The 15378-nt window shown below is 53.1% G+C and carries 16 protein-coding genes; 2 read left to right on the top strand and 14 right to left on the bottom strand.

The window, feature by feature from the left end:
* Window positions 1-114: 114 nt before the first annotated feature.
* The 6 genes from ETC02_RS12860 to ETC02_RS12835 all read right to left on the bottom strand — a co-directional run bounded on the left by ETC02_RS12860 (window position 115) and on the right by ETC02_RS12835 (window position 6857).
* A complete protein-coding gene (locus ETC02_RS12860) occupies window positions 115-513 on the bottom strand; it encodes a PIN domain-containing protein (protein WP_253264148.1) in 399 nt (132 codons plus the stop codon).
* A complete protein-coding gene (locus ETC02_RS12855) occupies window positions 506-802 on the bottom strand; it encodes a UPF0175 family protein (protein ID WP_253264147.1) in 297 nt (98 codons plus the stop codon). The genes ETC02_RS12860 and ETC02_RS12855 overlap by 8 nt, the downstream gene beginning before the upstream one ends.
* Before the next feature lie 120 nt (window positions 803-922).
* Entirely contained in the window at window positions 923-2386 is a 1464-nt protein-coding gene (locus tag ETC02_RS12850) for a CoA-acylating methylmalonate-semialdehyde dehydrogenase (RefSeq protein WP_050367365.1), read from the bottom strand.
* A 16-nt stretch (window positions 2387-2402) separates the two neighbouring features.
* Window positions 2403-3734, bottom strand: a complete 1332-nt coding sequence (locus ETC02_RS12845) for a GntP family permease (RefSeq protein WP_171698322.1) — start codon at window positions 3732-3734, stop codon at window positions 2403-2405.
* Window positions 3735-3765: 31 nt separating this feature from the next.
* Window positions 3766-4953: an iron-containing alcohol dehydrogenase gene (locus tag ETC02_RS12840; protein ID WP_171698321.1), complete on the bottom strand. Its 1188-nt coding sequence runs from the start codon at window positions 4951-4953 to the stop codon at window positions 3766-3768.
* 194 nt (window positions 4954-5147) lie between these two features.
* Entirely contained in the window at window positions 5148-6857 is a 1710-nt protein-coding gene (locus ETC02_RS12835) for a sigma 54-interacting transcriptional regulator (protein WP_171698320.1), read from the bottom strand.
* A gap of 101 nt (window positions 6858-6958) precedes the next feature.
* Between ETC02_RS12835 and ETC02_RS12830 the strand changes: the two genes are divergently transcribed.
* Window positions 6959-7117: a hypothetical protein gene (locus ETC02_RS12830; protein WP_158522911.1), complete on the top strand. Its 159-nt coding sequence runs from the start codon at window positions 6959-6961 to the stop codon at window positions 7115-7117.
* A 130-nt stretch (window positions 7118-7247) separates the two neighbouring features.
* Here ETC02_RS12830 and ETC02_RS12825 read toward each other — a convergent pair whose 3' ends face one another.
* The 5 genes from ETC02_RS12825 to ETC02_RS12805 all read right to left on the bottom strand — a co-directional run bounded on the left by ETC02_RS12825 (window position 7248) and on the right by ETC02_RS12805 (window position 12871).
* Window positions 7248-8195 (bottom strand): aldo/keto reductase family protein, encoded by a 948-nt coding sequence (locus tag ETC02_RS12825; protein ID WP_171698319.1) that lies wholly within the window; start codon window positions 8193-8195, stop codon window positions 7248-7250.
* A gap of 325 nt (window positions 8196-8520) precedes the next feature.
* The gene (locus tag ETC02_RS12820; RefSeq protein WP_063329668.1) at window positions 8521-9588 is read right to left on the bottom strand and encodes a MupG family TIM beta-alpha barrel fold protein; all 1068 of its coding nucleotides are present in this window, start codon (window positions 9586-9588) and stop codon (window positions 8521-8523) included.
* Between the two features lie 12 nt (window positions 9589-9600).
* Window positions 9601-10965 (bottom strand): PTS transporter subunit EIIC, encoded by a 1365-nt coding sequence (locus ETC02_RS12815; protein ID WP_171698318.1) that lies wholly within the window; start codon window positions 10963-10965, stop codon window positions 9601-9603.
* A 23-nt stretch (window positions 10966-10988) separates the two neighbouring features.
* On the bottom strand, window positions 10989-11876 hold the full coding sequence (murQ, locus tag ETC02_RS12810; RefSeq protein ID WP_171698317.1) for an N-acetylmuramic acid 6-phosphate etherase: 888 nt from the start codon (window positions 11874-11876) through the stop codon (window positions 10989-10991).
* 137 nt (window positions 11877-12013) lie between these two features.
* Window positions 12014-12871 carry a MurR/RpiR family transcriptional regulator gene (locus ETC02_RS12805; RefSeq protein ID WP_171698316.1) on the bottom strand — a complete coding sequence of 286 codons (858 nt, stop codon included), beginning with the start codon at window positions 12869-12871 and terminating at the stop codon, window positions 12014-12016.
* Window positions 12872-13028: 157 nt separating this feature from the next.
* Here ETC02_RS12805 and ETC02_RS12800 point away from each other — a divergent pair, with 157 nt between their 5' ends.
* On the top strand, window positions 13029-13556 hold the full coding sequence (locus ETC02_RS12800; protein WP_015375055.1) for a YceI family protein: 528 nt from the start codon (window positions 13029-13031) through the stop codon (window positions 13554-13556).
* Between the two features lie 53 nt (window positions 13557-13609).
* Here the strand turns inward: ETC02_RS12800 and ETC02_RS12795 are convergent, their stop codons facing one another.
* Genes ETC02_RS12795 through ETC02_RS12785 form a run of 3 tightly spaced genes read right to left on the bottom strand, consistent with a single transcriptional unit; the run spans window position 13610 to window position 15278 of the window.
* Complete coding sequence (locus tag ETC02_RS12795) at window positions 13610-14386, bottom strand: 3-hydroxybutyrate dehydrogenase (protein WP_021322426.1); 777 nt, start codon at window positions 14384-14386, stop codon at window positions 13610-13612.
* Complete coding sequence (locus ETC02_RS12790; RefSeq protein WP_063329660.1) at window positions 14383-14688, bottom strand: 4a-hydroxytetrahydrobiopterin dehydratase; 306 nt, start codon at window positions 14686-14688, stop codon at window positions 14383-14385. The genes ETC02_RS12795 and ETC02_RS12790 overlap by 4 nt, the downstream gene beginning before the upstream one ends.
* Window positions 14689-14690: 2 nt before the next feature.
* Window positions 14691-15278, bottom strand: a complete 588-nt coding sequence (locus tag ETC02_RS12785; RefSeq protein WP_033009467.1) for a Uma2 family endonuclease — start codon at window positions 15276-15278, stop codon at window positions 14691-14693.
* Window positions 15279-15378: the final 100 nt, after the last annotated feature.

Genomic DNA, 15378 nt, shown 5'->3' with positions numbered 1-15378 from the left:
GAGGATTTATCTCGTTTTCAAACATGAAAGTGGTGCAGGGAATCATCAAAAAAAGGGATGTATGGATCATATATCCATAGAACTAACACCAAAATCAAAGTTGATTTCCAACCATCACGGATTCAGGTTTCCCAGAATCAAAACTCCGATTGTACCGATAGGCCGTAAAAGGAATTGTTTCGACAATGATCTGGCAGCATGCTCATCCATCACAACGACTTGAGCACCAAGTTCTTTCGCTCCAATAATAACTTCTAACTCCCCGGCATGGAATTTTCCATATAAACTTTCAACAAGGCTGCGATTTTTTACATGGTATAGTCGAAACACCCCCTCGCTGACCAATCGTTTGAGCTCCTCTTTTCCATAATGGCGTGGGGCATGGTGATGAACAATTTCTTGATAGACAGCTTCCGGAACATATACTTCATCAAATAGTTCAGACAAAAGAGTCAATTGACCAACGATCGACAGACCTATAATCGGTGTAGAATTAACCGTAACCCTACTCATTGTGATCCCTATTTTCTTTGCTCAATTTTTGCACCGTGTCCCAATCATCTTTGATGTGTTCCTCCGTATATTCCATCCAAGGAATCGCCTTCGAACGCAATACATCGATAAATTCCCCTAAGGATTTTCCTGACAATTCAGCCGCTTTCGCTAGCGTCACCTGTTTTCCAACAAACAGCCCAATCGCCAATGAAAGCTTTATTTTCGCCTCAACGGTGCTGCCTTCCAATTCATTAATGGCGGGCAAAAACTCTTTCGGCAAGTTCACCTGAAAGTAGTCCATAGCCATGAAACTCACACCCTTTTTTATTTTATTCTATCACACTTCGCGCCTTTTGAATGCCGTCACGACTCAGTGTGAGGTGATAAAAAAGCAGCCCGAATCCAAGCGGGCTGCTTCATTGTTTTCCTATTCATATCTCGCCGTCACCATTTTCTTTCTCGTATAAAACTCGACGCCGTCGCGGCCGTTGGCGTGAAGGTCGCCGTAAAACGAGTTTTTGTAGCCCGAGAACGGGAAGAACGCCATCGGCGCCGGGACAGCGACGTTGACACCAAGCATGCCGGCATCGATTTCTTCACGGAACTGGCGGATCGCTTTGGCGCTGTCCGTGTAGATGCAAGCGCCGTTGGCGAATTCCGACCGGTTGGCGATCTCAATCGCTTCGTCCAAGTCGCGGGCGCGGACGACGGACAGAACCGGGGCGAAAATTTCATCCGTCCAAATCGTCATGCCCGGTTTGACATGGTCGAAAATCGTCGGGCCGATGAAGTACCCTTTTCCGCTTGTCGCCGAGTCGCGGCGGCCGTCGCGGACAAGGAGCGCCCCTTCTTTTTCGCCGATTTCGATGTATTTGATCGTCCGCTCTTTATGCGACTCGCGGATGACCGGGCCTAAAAAGACGCCTTGGTCGAGCCCGTTGCCGATTTGGATGCGGTCAGCGGCTTCTTTGAGCCGTCTCACTAGCTCATCAGCGATATCGCCCACAGCAACGACAACGGAGCATGCCATGCACCGCTCACCTGCCGAACCGAACGCGGCGTTGATGATGTTCGTCACCGCCATGTCGAGGTCGGCGTCCGGCATGACGATCGAATGGTTTTTCGCGCCGGCGAGCGCCTGAACGCGCTTGCCGTGAGCGGCGGCTGTTTTGTACACATATTCGGCGACCGGCTGCGAGCCGACGAACGAGACGGCTTTAATGTCTTTATGCTCCAGGATGCCGTTGACCACCTCGTGCGCTCCGTGGACGATATTGAGCACCCCTGCCGGCAGGCCGGCTTCGGTGAACAGCTCTGCCAAACGGTTGGCGAGCATCGGCGTCCGCTCGGACGGCTTCAGCACGAACGTATTGCCGCAGGCGATGGCAAGCGGAAACATCCAGCACGGCACCATCATCGGGAAGTTAAACGGCGTAATGCCGGCAACAACGCCAAGCGGGTAGCGGTACATGCCCGATTCGATGCCGGTCGCGATATCCGGCAGCTGTTGGCCCATCATAAGCGTCGGAATTCCCGCCGCAAATTCGACGCACTCAATACCGCGCTGCACTTCGCCGTATGCGTCTTCGTACACTTTGCCGTTTTCCAATGTCACAAGGCGGGCAAGCTCCTCCCAATGCTCGACAAGAAGCTGCTGATAGCGGAACAAAATGCGGGCGCGGCGCGGAACGGGCACTTTGCGCCATTCGCGGAACGCTTCTTTCGCAGCCGCCACCGCCGCATCAAGCTCCTCGCGCGAAGAGAGCGGCACTTTCGCCAGCACTTCTCCTGTCGCCGGGTTCGGCACGATTTCTTCTTTTCCGGATGTTGACGCGACCCATTGGCCGCCAATAAAGTTTTTCAACGTTTTTGTTTCCGTGACAAAACTCATGAACGAAACCACCTTTCTAGAAAATCGAGTATAAGAGAATGGCTAAGAACATGCCGGCAAGCGGAATGATAACCGACAGAACGAATATCGGCTTATACGTCCGCTCGTGCGTTTCATGGCAGACGGCGCGAATCGTCGTCACAATGTATCCGTTGTGCGGCAGCGAATCAAGGCCACCGGAAGCAAGTGCCGCCACTCGATGCATGGCGCCGGGGTCAAGCCCTTTCGCCAGATAAATCGGCGCCAAAATCGGCAAGGCAATACCGAGACCGCCGGAAGCCGACCCGGTCATGCCGCAAATAATCGTGACGGCCAACCCCAATCCGAGCAGTTCCGGTCCAGGAATGTTCACAAGGACATCAACGGCTTTTTGAAAGGCCGGCACATTTTTCGCCACCGCTCCGAAGCCGACGACGGCGCACGTATTAGCGGCAGCGACTAACGCATCTTGGGCGCCGGACGCCATGGCCTCCCAAAATTTGCGGACGAATTTCGCATTTAACACCCAGCAAAGCACAATACCAAGGACAAGTGACAAGACCCCTGCTGAAGTCGAAGAAATGAATTTTGCCAAAATGTTTAATGAAACAATCACCGCCACTAACGGAAGGATGGCACAAACAATGTTCGGCAGCGGACGGCCAGCGCCGCGCTCGAGCGAAGCAGCAATTTCGCTCACCGCACCGGAAACGTCGCCGGTTCGGTATGGCAAGGAAAACGTTTCGCCGTTTTGTTTCGCTTTTTGGACAACACGCGTTAAATAGAGGGAACCAGCCACAGCAATCGTTGCGCCGACGAAAATGCCTACCCATCCCCCAGCCCCCGGCGTTGTATGGAAAAATTGCGTTGGAATGATGTTTTGAATCTCCGGTGAATACGGAGATGTCATTGTGAACGAAACCGAACCGAACACCATGGCGGCCGGAATAAAACGATGCGGCGTATTCGACTGACGGAACAGTGACACGGCGATCGGGTAAACAGAAAAGCCGACGACAAACAAGCTGACACCGCCGTATGTCATAATGGCGCAGGCAGCAACGACCGCCAATACAGCATGTTTAGCGCCAAACTTTTCTTTTACCCAATGAGCGATGGAGTCAGCTGACCCGGTGTCCTCCATCACTTTGCCAAAAATCGCCCCGGCTAAGAAGATAAGAAACCAGCTGGCGAAATAGCCTGTAAAGCCCGTCATATAGCTTTCCATCAAAGCTTTTTCCAAGTTTAATCCGCCTGTCAGCGCAACAAGAACAGAACTGATCAACGCGGCAATAATGATATTGATCCCCCTCATTGTCAAAAAAATCAACAATCCCAATGAGGCCAATAAACCAATCATCCCCAGCATACTTTTCCCCCTCGTTTGACCGTTGCTTCATTTAATGGCTGACCGTATTGGTGTCATACTGATAGTCGTAACAAATATGATACAGCGCGACAATTTCCCCATGGGTCGGCACTCTTGGGTTATTCGCTGGACTGCCGCTCGCGAGCGCATCGGCCGCCATTTTATCAACCGCTTTGTCAAACGCCGCTTTGTCGATGCCCCACGTTTTCATATTCGGAATGCGCAAATCGCGGCAAAGCTGTTTCACTTCTTCAACAAGCGCCTCAGCTGCTTCCGTATCGGAAACGTCTTTGAGCGGCGGCTTGATGATTCGGGCGATCACCGCCAATCGTTCGATGGCGCTGTCTTTTGTGAATTCAAGCACCCCTGGCAACAGCATCGCATTGGACACGCCGTGCGGCACGTGGAAGAGCGCTCCGATCGGCCGCGACATGCCGTGCACAAGTGTTACCGAGGCATTCGAGAACGCCATGCCGGCCTTCATGGCCGCGATCGCCATTTTTTCCCGCGCTTCGATGTCTTGGCCGTTTTCGTACGCCCGGCGCAAATGGCCGATGATCGCCTCAATGGCAGAGAGCGCCAGCACATCGGTCACCGGATGGGCGCGTCGGGAAATATACGCCTCGATCGCGTGACAAAGCGCATCGACACCGGTTGCCGCGGTAACGGATGGCGGGCATGAGATGGTGAGAAGCGGATCAACGATCGCCACGGCCGGAAGGAGCGCCGGCTGGGAAATCATCATTTTGACGTCTGTCTTCGTATCAATAATGACCGTCACTTTCGTCACTTCGGAACCGGTGCCGGCCGTTGTCGGAATAGCAATGAGCGGCAGCGGTTTTTCGGTAAACCGTTTCTGATTGCCGATATAGTCGCTGATCGTTCCTTCGTTCGTGATCATCACCGCCACCGCTTTGGCGGCGTCGATGCTGCTGCCGCCGCCAAGAGCGATAATGACATCGCACTGCTCGCTCCGGCAGACGTCAAGCGCTTCCTTCACATGGACATCCGTCGGCTCCGTGTCAACCCCTGTGTACTTGGCAAACGTCATCCCCACCTGTTGCAAGTATTGCTCGCAACGGGCGACAAGGCCGATTTTCTCCATCACCGGGTCGCTGACGATGAGCGCTTTCGTCCCGAGCGCTTTTGCCTGTGGGCCGACTTCGGCGAACGTATTGCGCCCATACACAACCCGGCTGGGCACCAACAATTCGTACATTGTTTCCCCTCCTTTTTTGACAACGGTTTCATTTCCTTATGAAGCAAATTCCGTGCCAACATACAAAAGACGCCATGATAAGGGGGCTGTTTCGAAACAAAAACGCGTTCACCGACAGTAAGCAGACATTTCTCCTACAATACCAGACACTTATCCAACAGAGCAACAAAAAACAACGGCTTTACCGCCGTTGCCTACAATCCGTATTTTTTCAGCTTCTCATATAACGTCGAGCGGTGAATGCCGAGCCTCCTTGCCGCTTCCGCCTTGTTTCCGCCCGCCGCCACCAGCGCCGCAGCGATGCGCTCACGTTCCGATTGATAGACCATTTCTTTCCACCGATCAGCCATCTTCACACCACCGTTTGGCAAAGACGAGGCTGCCGGTTGAACGGTCGACAAATACGCTGGCAAGTGTTCGCGTTCGATCACATCTCCTTCAACCATGCTGATCAGCCATTCGACGACGTTGACCAGCTCGCGGATGTTTCCCGGCCAGGAATAGTCGACAAGCACTTCCATGGCCTCTTTGGTAAACGACTTCAACGCGACGCCAAACTGCCGGCACATCCGTTCCATATGGTGGGCGAGCAGCGCCGGAATATCCGTTTTCCGCTCGCGCAATGGCGGAAGATGAATGCGAATGATGTTCAGGCGGTAAAACAAATCTTCCCGGAACGTTCCTTCCCGCACCATGTCTTCAAGCGGTTTGTTCGTCGCGGCGATGATGCGCACGTCCACCTCGGTTTCGTATAGCCCGCCGACTTTTTCCACCTTTTTCTCTTCCAAGACGCGCAAAATTTTCGCCTGCATGGCAAGCGGCATATCGCCAATTTCATCCAAAAACAGCGTCCCCCGATGGGCGAGCTGGAATTTGCCGGGCTTCCCCCCTTTTTTCGCGCCAGTGAACGCCCCGTCCTCATAGCCGAACAGCTCCGCTTCCAACAACGACTCAGGGATGGCGGCGCAATTCACGCTGACAAACGGTCCGTCCGCATGCGGGCCCGCCTCATGGATCGCCCGCGCCACCACCTCTTTCCCCGTTCCGCTTTCACCGGTAATGAGCACCGTCGACGGCACGCGCGCCGCCCGACGAATCATCTGCTTCACAGCGGCGATCGACGGGTGGCGGCCAATGATCCGCTCGATTCCTTTCGGGGCGGAGGCGGCCGTCTCCTGTGGTTTCGCTTCTTTCTTCTCCTTCCGGCTTGCCTCACGCGACAGCTCCTGCAGGCGCCGGAAAATTTCATATACTTCCGATACCCCTTGGAAAATAAGCATCCCGATCGCCCCGATCACCTTGCCGTCCCGCCAAATCGGGATGCGGTGCACAACCATCGGCTGGCCGTAAATTTTTTGAATGTATCCACGTTCAGGAATGCCGGATTGAACGCAAATGTGCAAACGGGTGTTTTCGATCACGTCCGTCACGTGCTTCCCGACCGCTTCTTCGCGGCGGATGCCGAGAAACTGGCAATACGCCCGGTTGATTTCACGAACCACGCCGTCCTCATCGACGACAACCACCCCTTCGTACGCCGCATCCAGCACCGTTTTCATCGTCTCAGCCAGACGGTGCGTTTCCTCCAACTCACGCCGCAGTCGCTCGAGCTCATTCGTTGCTTTGGAATCGCTTTCAGACATTGGCATTGCAGCGCAGACGCCTTCCTGTTTCGTTTCCCACTTGTCGGAAAATGCCATCAATACTTCCCCTATCGGCATGGAACGATCGAGCCCATCCGCCGCCGCCCGCAGCATCATCCGCCACGTGCACCGCCCCACCGTCCGGCCATGCTCATCGATCACGTTCACCGACTCAAGCCCACGAGCCGCCATCCGTTGCATGACTTCTTGCAACGTTTGGCGACAAACGACGGTTGGCAAAGCACTGCAATCACTCGCCATTCCCCATTCCCCTTTCGTTCTTCCCTCTTTCCGTACCGTTCGCCGTTGGCGTGAAAAAATCCTTCTGTTCCTTCCTTGGAAATGCTGTAGAAGGATGGTGATTGAACAGGAAATACGGCTCAACAATGGGATTTCTCAAATTAGAAAGCTCCATAAAAGGCTATCTTTCTCTTCACTCGAGAACCGTTGATTTAGGAAAAATGGCTGATTTTCACCAGCCTTCTAGGGAAACACGTACCAATGACAAAAAATGGGGCTGACCCAAAAGGGTAATTTTCCTTAAACAAAACACAACACATATTGTTTCTTAATGATTTGTTTTATACCTTATATGCGGTAAAAGTAAATAAGAAAGGGTGTCCCGATCCTTTTGGGACACCCTCACCTCTTTTACGCCAAAACCCCCTCAATCTTCTCAATCACTTCTTCGCTTAACGCGACATCGACCGCCTTGACGTTTTCTTCGACTTGTTCCGGACGGCTGGCACCAATTAAGGCGCTGGCGACGTTCGGCTGGCGCAGCACCCAGGCGAGGGCGAGCTGGGACAACGTAATGCCAAGCTCAGCCGCGATTTTTTCGAGTTGTTCCACTTTCGTTAACACTTCGTCATTGAGCAATCCTTGGATAAACGTATTCGCTCTTGGATCAGCGGCGCGGCTGTCAGCCGGCAACGCTTGACCTCGTTTGTATTTGCCGGTCAGCACCCCTTGCGCGAGCGGCGAGAAGACGATTTGACTGATGCCGTTTTGTTCGCACACCGGGATGACTTCCTTTTCAATATAGCGGTGGAACATGTTGTATTGCGGCTGATTGACGACGATCCGGTCGAGCAGGTAGCGGTCGGCCACGCCGAGCGCCTCTTGAATTTGCTGGGCCGTCCATTCGCTCACGCCGACATACAGCACTTTTCCTTGGCGGACGAGGTCGTCGATCGTACGCAACGTCTCCTCGACCGGTGTTTCTTTGTCATAGCGGTGGCAATAGTAGATATCGACATAATCCAGTTGCAGCCGCTTTAAGCTCGCATGGAGCTGCTCAAACACATGCTTGCGCGACAGGCCGCGGTCGTTCGGACCATCGCCCATCGGCCAAAACACTTTCGTCGCGATGACATACGATTCGCGCGGATATTTGCGCAGCGCCTCGCCGACGATTTTTTCCGCTTCCCCGCGCGCGTAGACGTTCGCTGTGTCAAACGAGTTGATGCCAAGTTCGTACGCCTTGTCAATGACGCGGATCGCGGTTTCTTTTTCCACCGAATTTCCATATGTAAGCCAGCTGCCTAAACTAATCTCACTGACTTTCAGCCCCGTGCGGCCGAGTTTTCGATACTTCACCTTCGCTCCCCTCTCCTTTTGACGGCAATCAATGCCAAATTCTTCATGTCCCATTATAATTCTCGACTGCTGATTTGCAAAGACATTTGCCTTACTTTTGATGGCTCTTTTTCTTGAGTTGAGGCGCACCTAGGGACGGGAAATCACCATCCCTTCACGACCCTCGAATGCCAAAGAAGAGCACCGATGTATTCAACGCCGTTCAACTTGAAACATGGGATGTTGAAGTTGCGTTTCCTGTTAAATTGCCTGTCTTCCGCATGATGATGGGACGGCCCTGAGGACAAGTCAACCTTTTCCTTCCTTGTGCCAACTGCACCTCCCTTCAATTACAACGAATAAGGCAAAACAGGCGGCCGCCTTGAATGCGGCGAAGCAACGGTACATCTTCCTTGATCACCCTGCCGATAACATTGACGTTGTCATCAGCAGGAAGATCCGTTAAGGTGATTTGCAGTTCCCCAGCGTAACGACCGTAGCATTCATTGTCAATCGTCACGCTCCCGATCGGCCGCGGCACCGGTTCGGTGGGATGCAACGCCTCCTGCGGCCATGCAAAGGTGCGGCGCGATTCAACTGAGCGAATCACATCACGGGCCGCGTCACGCCGATTCGTGTGCACCGTTTCGACAAGAGACAGCCAGGGGGCTGATACGATCGGCCGGTAGCGAATAGGAATGATTCCTTGCCGCACCCACGCCATTCGCTCGAGCACATCGTCTGACACCGATAAGTCCCCGACGAACACTTTTTCCACCTTATACGTTTCGCGCAGCTCGATATAGGCAGAAACCGGATCCGCTTCCCGATGATCCTCTAACGTCGGCATCCCTTTGTAAAGCGGACCGCGCTTTTGGGCGTTGCCAGGGACAAAGGCCCCGATTGATGCTATGCCGCATTGGCGCAACATTCGGTTTTGTTTCATGAGCGTGTCGCCCGAAAGCCCAGTTTCCGGGCGCGGGTAAAAGTTATGCCATGCTTCCACACCCGCCCAGTCGATTTGTCGCGATGTCAACTCCTGAATTTCGCGTTCTGTGATCGTACTGGCGTTCAATACGACTTTCATCTGCTTCGAAAGCTGCACCGTTTCATCCCACGAGAAGCCGTCGTCAAGCCGCAGTCCGACCATCCCCCACTCGCTGAGTGCCTTGGCAACGTCAGGGTCGGCTGGCAAGTACGAAAGCACGGCGGGGGTGGCGTCTGCTACCACCCCCACCCCGTAGTGGCGGGCGAGCCGGCCGATCCATTTCAGCTTCTCTTGCTCGCCTAGTTCTTTTCCGTTCAAAAGGTTCAGCGAAGTAAACAGTTCCCTCGCTCCAAAACTCGCCGCTTTCCGAAACGCTTCCTCGATTTGTTCAAACGGTTGAAAAAGATAAAAGGAAAAGGAAAGCATCGCCATCCCTCTCTATATATTTTCTGCCATTTCCTCTTTAAACCCGAACCAATAGGTAAACAGGAACCCAAACGCATAGGAAATGACCAATCCGACGAAATACGTCACATATTTCGCATCAGCAATGAGCGGAATCAATGACAGCCCAGACACGCCGATGCCGAGCGCCGCAGTCTTCATTACCGCCTGAAACGCACCGCCGACCGCCGCACCGAGGCATGCGGTGACAAACGGCCGCCCAAGCGGCAATGTCACCCCGTACAACAGCGGTTCCCCGATGCCTAAAAACCCGACTGGCAGCGCTCCTTTAATGATGTTGCGGAGTCTTTGATTTTTCGTCTTCACATAGACAGCGATCGCCGCTCCGACTTGCCCCGCTCCAGCCATCGCCAAAATAGGCAACAGCGGGGTGGAACCAAGTTTTTGAATCAATTCCATATGAATTGGTGTCAGACCGTGATGCAGTCCAACCATGACAAGCGGCAAAAATGTTCCGGCCAACACCGCGCCGGCAATCACCCCACCCACATCGAGCACTGCTTTCAAGCCAGTTGTAATCGCCATCGACAGCCACCCCGCAATCGGCTGTACAGCGATCAAGGTAAATAGGCAGACGATAAGCACCGTAATCAACGGTGTCACAATGATATCGACCGCGTTTGGGACAAATTGGCGAACACGCTTTTCGATGACCGCCATCAACCATGCTGCTAGCAAGACGGCAAACAGCCCTCCCCTCCCTGTTGTAAGCGCTTCCCCAAATAGCTTAACATCCGCCAGCGCCGGGTTGAAGACGAGGATGCCGGCAATGGCCCCTAATACCGGTGTGCCGCCGAATTCCTTCGCTGTATTGTAACCGACTAACACGCCGAGCGAGGCAAAAATGCCGCCGCCAATCAAAAGCAACAGCTGCAGCCACGTCGTCTGTGGATCAACGCCGGCGTTTTTGGCAAAGTTGGCAATCCCGTTAATGATCCCTGAGGCGACCAGACCAGGGATGAGCGGGATGAAGATGCTGCCGATTTTGCGCAACAACCGCTTTAGCGGCGTTTGTTGGCGAGCTTTGACCTTCGCTTTTGTCCGCTCCGCGATGTCCTCAAGCCCATCCTCGATCACTTCCCCAAGCTCCAGACCAGTCAGCTCGCATAACGCGGCCGCCACTTTGTTGACAATGCCGGGACCGACGACGATTTGCAGCGTTTCGTCATCAATCACCCCCATGACTCCCTCAACCCGTTTCAGGGCGGCAATATCCGCTTGATCCGGATCACGCAACGACACGCGCACCCGCGTCATGCAGTGAGCGATGCGGGCAATGTTCTCTTTCCCCCCTAAATGCGAAAGCATCGTTGCCGCCATTTGTTGTTCTCGGTTCATCGTTCCTCTCCCCCTTATCCGCGTTATTTAAGCGCGTTGCGCACAAAACCGCCGGCTTTTTGCAGCCGCTCTTTCGCCTCTTCATAACGACACCCACGTAAAATCATCACAATCGCTGTCTTCACCTCCCCATTTGCTTGTTCATAATAACGGGACGCTTCGTCGGCGCTCACTCCCGTCGCTTCCATCAAAATCCGCTTTGCTCGCTCTTTTAGCTTTTCGTTTGTCGCTAGCACATCGACCATCCAGTTGCCGTATACTTTGCCAATGCCAACCATAGAAGCGGTCGAAATCATATTGAGCACCATTTTTTGCGCTGTTCCAGCCTTGAGGCGAGTCGAACCCGCCAGCACTTCCGGACCAGTTTCAATCTCCACTGCCGCATCGGCGTATTGGCTCATTTCCGCCCCATGATTGCAGGCGATGCTTCCTGTTGCTGCTCCTCTTTTCTTAGCGTAGCGAAGCGCACTCACCACATACGGCGTCCGTCCGCTTGCCGCAATGCCAACGACTACATCGTTTGCCGTCAAGCCCACTGCCTCGAGATCGCGGACGGCCGCTTCTTCATCATCTTCTGCTCCTTCAACTGCATTGGCCACCGCTTCTCGCCCCCCGGCGATCACCGCTTGCACCATCTTGGGATCAACGCCGAACGTCGGCGGACATTCAACGGCATCAAGCAAACCAAGCCGGCCGCTCGTTCCTGCTCCAACATAAATAAGTCTTCCTCCTCTCTGAAACGCGGCAATGACAATATGTACGAGCTTCTCAATGGAATCCAGTTGTTTGGCCACCGCGGCCGCCACTGTCTGATCTTCTTCATTCATCGCTTGTAAAATTTCTCTCGTCGTCATTTCATCCAAATGTTTCGTTTTTTCATTGCCTTGTTCCGTAGTTAGACGTTCGAACAATCTCGTCACCTCTTTACCGAAATTAGAAATTATATTTCATATTTATATTATAAATTTATGAAATAAAATATTAATCTATTCTTTTTTTATTTGAAACATTCCCACAAAAAGCAAAGCAGGCTCGTCTCAAGCCCGCTTTATCTTCGCAACCGCACTACTTCTTCTCTTGTCTCGTGAAACCGTTCGATCACCCGGCTTCCCACACGATGGAACGTAATTAAATACAAGGCATCAATCACATTAAGCTGCACCATTCTCGATGCCATGCTGCCGATGCGGTGGTCTTGCTCAACATCCGGCAGCGCCAATTTAATATCCGCTTCTTTATACAGCGGGGACGTTGAATCCAGCTTCGTGATGGCGATGACAGTGGCCTTCTGCTTTTTCGCGAATCGGGCGATCTCCAATACGTCCTTTGTCCTTCCCGACGTCGATACCGCTACCAACACATCTCCTTCGTTCAAATGGGCAACCAATGGAAGCATTACATGGAAATCGGGCGACATCACCGCCATATAGCCAAGTTTCGTGAACTTATAACTGGCATCCATCGCGGCGGCCGCAGAGCCGCCAACCCCATAAAACAACAGCTTGCCGGCGTTGGCAATCGCCGCGGCCGCCTTCTCCAGCTCCCGCTTATCAAGCGTCGTGGTCGTTGCTTCAATCGCGGCCTTATTGACATACGTCACTTTCGTAAACAATTCATACGGGGAAACCGGTTTGTCAAGAATTGAAAAATCGTTAATGCTCATATCGGCCATTGTTAACTCGCGGACAAGCGCCAGTTTCAATCCAGGAAAACTGCCGATGCCGACTGCCTTGCAAAAACGAACGACGCTCGCTTCGCTTGTGTCAGCCGCCTGGGCCAAATCCTTCGTCGTCATATTCGGCACGAGTTCGGCATGGTCGAGAATGTAGGCGGCTATCTTTTTTTCCGCCGGTGAAAACCGTTCCATTTGCTGTTTGATTTTCGCTAAAAGGCCGATTTCATTCATCTTATTCTCCCTTTCCGCACATCATTTTTCTTTCATCTTATCATGGAAAGCCCCCTGTGCTCCATACTAATAATCTTTAATAAAAAATATTTGATTTCGAGATATACATTTGTTATGATAGTGGTGTGAATATGAATCATAAAGAGGAGGAAAAGCGATGACAACATTCCAACTCGACAAAGCGCACAGCTCTGTCGCCTTCCAAGTAAGACATATGATGATCTCCAAAGCGAAAGGGGAATTCACCAACTTTGACGTTGAGGTCGAAGGCGACATCAACGAACTCGAGTCGCTGAAAGTCAAAGCGACGATCGATGCCGCCTCGATCGACACGAAAAACGCCGACCGCGACAACCATCTCCGCTCGGCCGACTTTTTCGATGTCGAGAACTATCCAACCATTACGTTTGTCAGTGAGTCCGTGCGCAAGCTTTCCGACACGGAATATGAAGTGACCGGGAAGCTGACGATCCGCGGCGTGACGAGAACGGAAACGTTCAAAGTCGAATACAACGGCCAAGTGAAAAACCCGCTCACCGGCGGCATCTCGGTCGGTTTTGACGTCGAAGGAACGATCAACCGCGAAGACTACGGATTGGTATGGAACGTCGCACTCGAAACCGGCGGATTCCTTGTCGGGAAAGAAGTCAAAATCCTCGCGAGCTTTGAATTCGCTCTCAGCTGAACGACCAAGCAACAAGCCCTTAGCCATTTGCGAGGCTAAGGGCTTATTGCGCTTCATTGCGCCGTATACCCGCCATCGATCACCACCGCCTGGCCGGTGATTCCTTTCGCTTGTTCGCCTGCCAAAAAGAGAACATAATGGGCGACTTCTTCAACGGACAAGAGCCGCCGCTGCGGCACGAGCGGGTAAATCACTTCCTCGAGCACCTTCTCAAGCGGCACCTTTCTCGTCGCCGCCAAGTCAGCGAGCTGATTGCGGACGAGTTCTGTGTCGACATACCCCGGACAAAGGGCGTTCACCGTAATGCCGTACGGTGCCCCTTCTAGCGCCGCCACTTTCGTTAAGCCGATCACCCCGTGTTTTGCGCTGTTGTAGGCGGCTTTTCCGGCAAACCCGATCAATCCGTTAATCGACGCCATGTTGATAATGCGGCCGTAGCGCTGCTCCTTCATCAGCGGAAACGCATGCTTAATGGCCAAAAACGGGCCGACGAGCATGACGCGGATCAACTGCTCGAACTTCTCGGTCGGAAAGTCTTCAATATTGGCGACATATTGCAAACCGGCGTTGTTCACGACAATATCGAGACGCTCCCACCGTTTGACCGCTTCATGGATCGTTTGTTTCACCTCTTCTTCCGCCGTCACATCACACTTGACGCCGACGGCCTCGCAGCCTAGCTGCCGCAACGACTCTGCCGCCTGTTCCACCTCTTCCTGCTTCAAGTCGGCAAGCACGACGTTCACGCCGTTGGTTGCCAACGTTTTCGCCACTTCATAACCGATCCCCCGCGCCGCTCCGGTGACGAGGGCTGTGCGATGCGCCATCATTCCCCTTCCCCCTGCTTCATCTGGTTATACACCTCATCATACTGCTTCGCCAAGTCAAAATCGAGCTTCGTCAGCCCTTTCGCCCGCCATGAGGACAGTTTCACTGTAATGAGCTTGTAGTCGATCGAAATGAACGGGTGGTGGTTGGTGTTTTCCGAAATCGCGGCGATTCGCCGAACGAACTCGATTCCTTGCAAGTAGTCTTGAAAACGGTATTTTTTCACAATCCACCGCTCATCGACCAGCTTCCAGCCGTCCGCTTTTTCAAGCAGCGCTTGCACTTCCTCTTCCGCTAACCGCATCGTTATCCCTCACCCTCTATATTTTGAAATATGCCAGCCAGCGAAACCGTCAAATCAGCGAACAAAAACGAGACGAGCACATCGCCTTCGCCAAAGACGCTCCGCTTCTCATACCCTTTCTCACCGCGGCCGTACACTTCCACCGTCCGATGCAGCGGGTCGACGATCCAATATTCCTTGACGCCAAACTGTTCGTACAGCTTATATTTTTCGTTCCGATCTTTCAGCGCAGTGCTCGGCGAAAGCACTTCCACCACCAAGTCAGGCGGACCATCGCAGCCTCGGCTGCCGATTTTGCTTTGATCGCAAATGACCGAGATGTCTGGCTGCACGACATGCTTGGCTTGTTCATAGTCGGCCTGTTCATCGAACCGCACATCAAACGGCGCCATGACAACCGCACATCCTTTTTCGCGAAAAAACGCTCGCAAAGCGACATACCATTCACCGACGATCGACTGGTAGACAAATGAAGGGGCCGGTGCCATGTTGTAAGGTACGCCGTTGATCAGCTCCCACCGTCCGTCCCACTTGACATAATCTTGATACGTATACCGTTCCTTTTGCCGCTCAGGCGGCTTCACGTCCATTCCCCCATCCGCTTGCTTTGCCCTTATTATACCATCGGACATCCGCGGCCGTCATACAACTCAAGAGCTTGCTCCTCAAAAAAAAGAGCCATCCGATCGA

Origin of the sequence: Geobacillus sp. DSP4a, from assembly GCF_013096875.1 — a bacterium.
GTDB classification, from domain to species: domain Bacteria; phylum Bacillota; class Bacilli; order Bacillales; family Anoxybacillaceae; genus Geobacillus; species Geobacillus thermophilus.
Note: the sequence above shows the minus strand (reverse complement) of the source record. Positions and strands in the feature narration are given on the sequence as shown.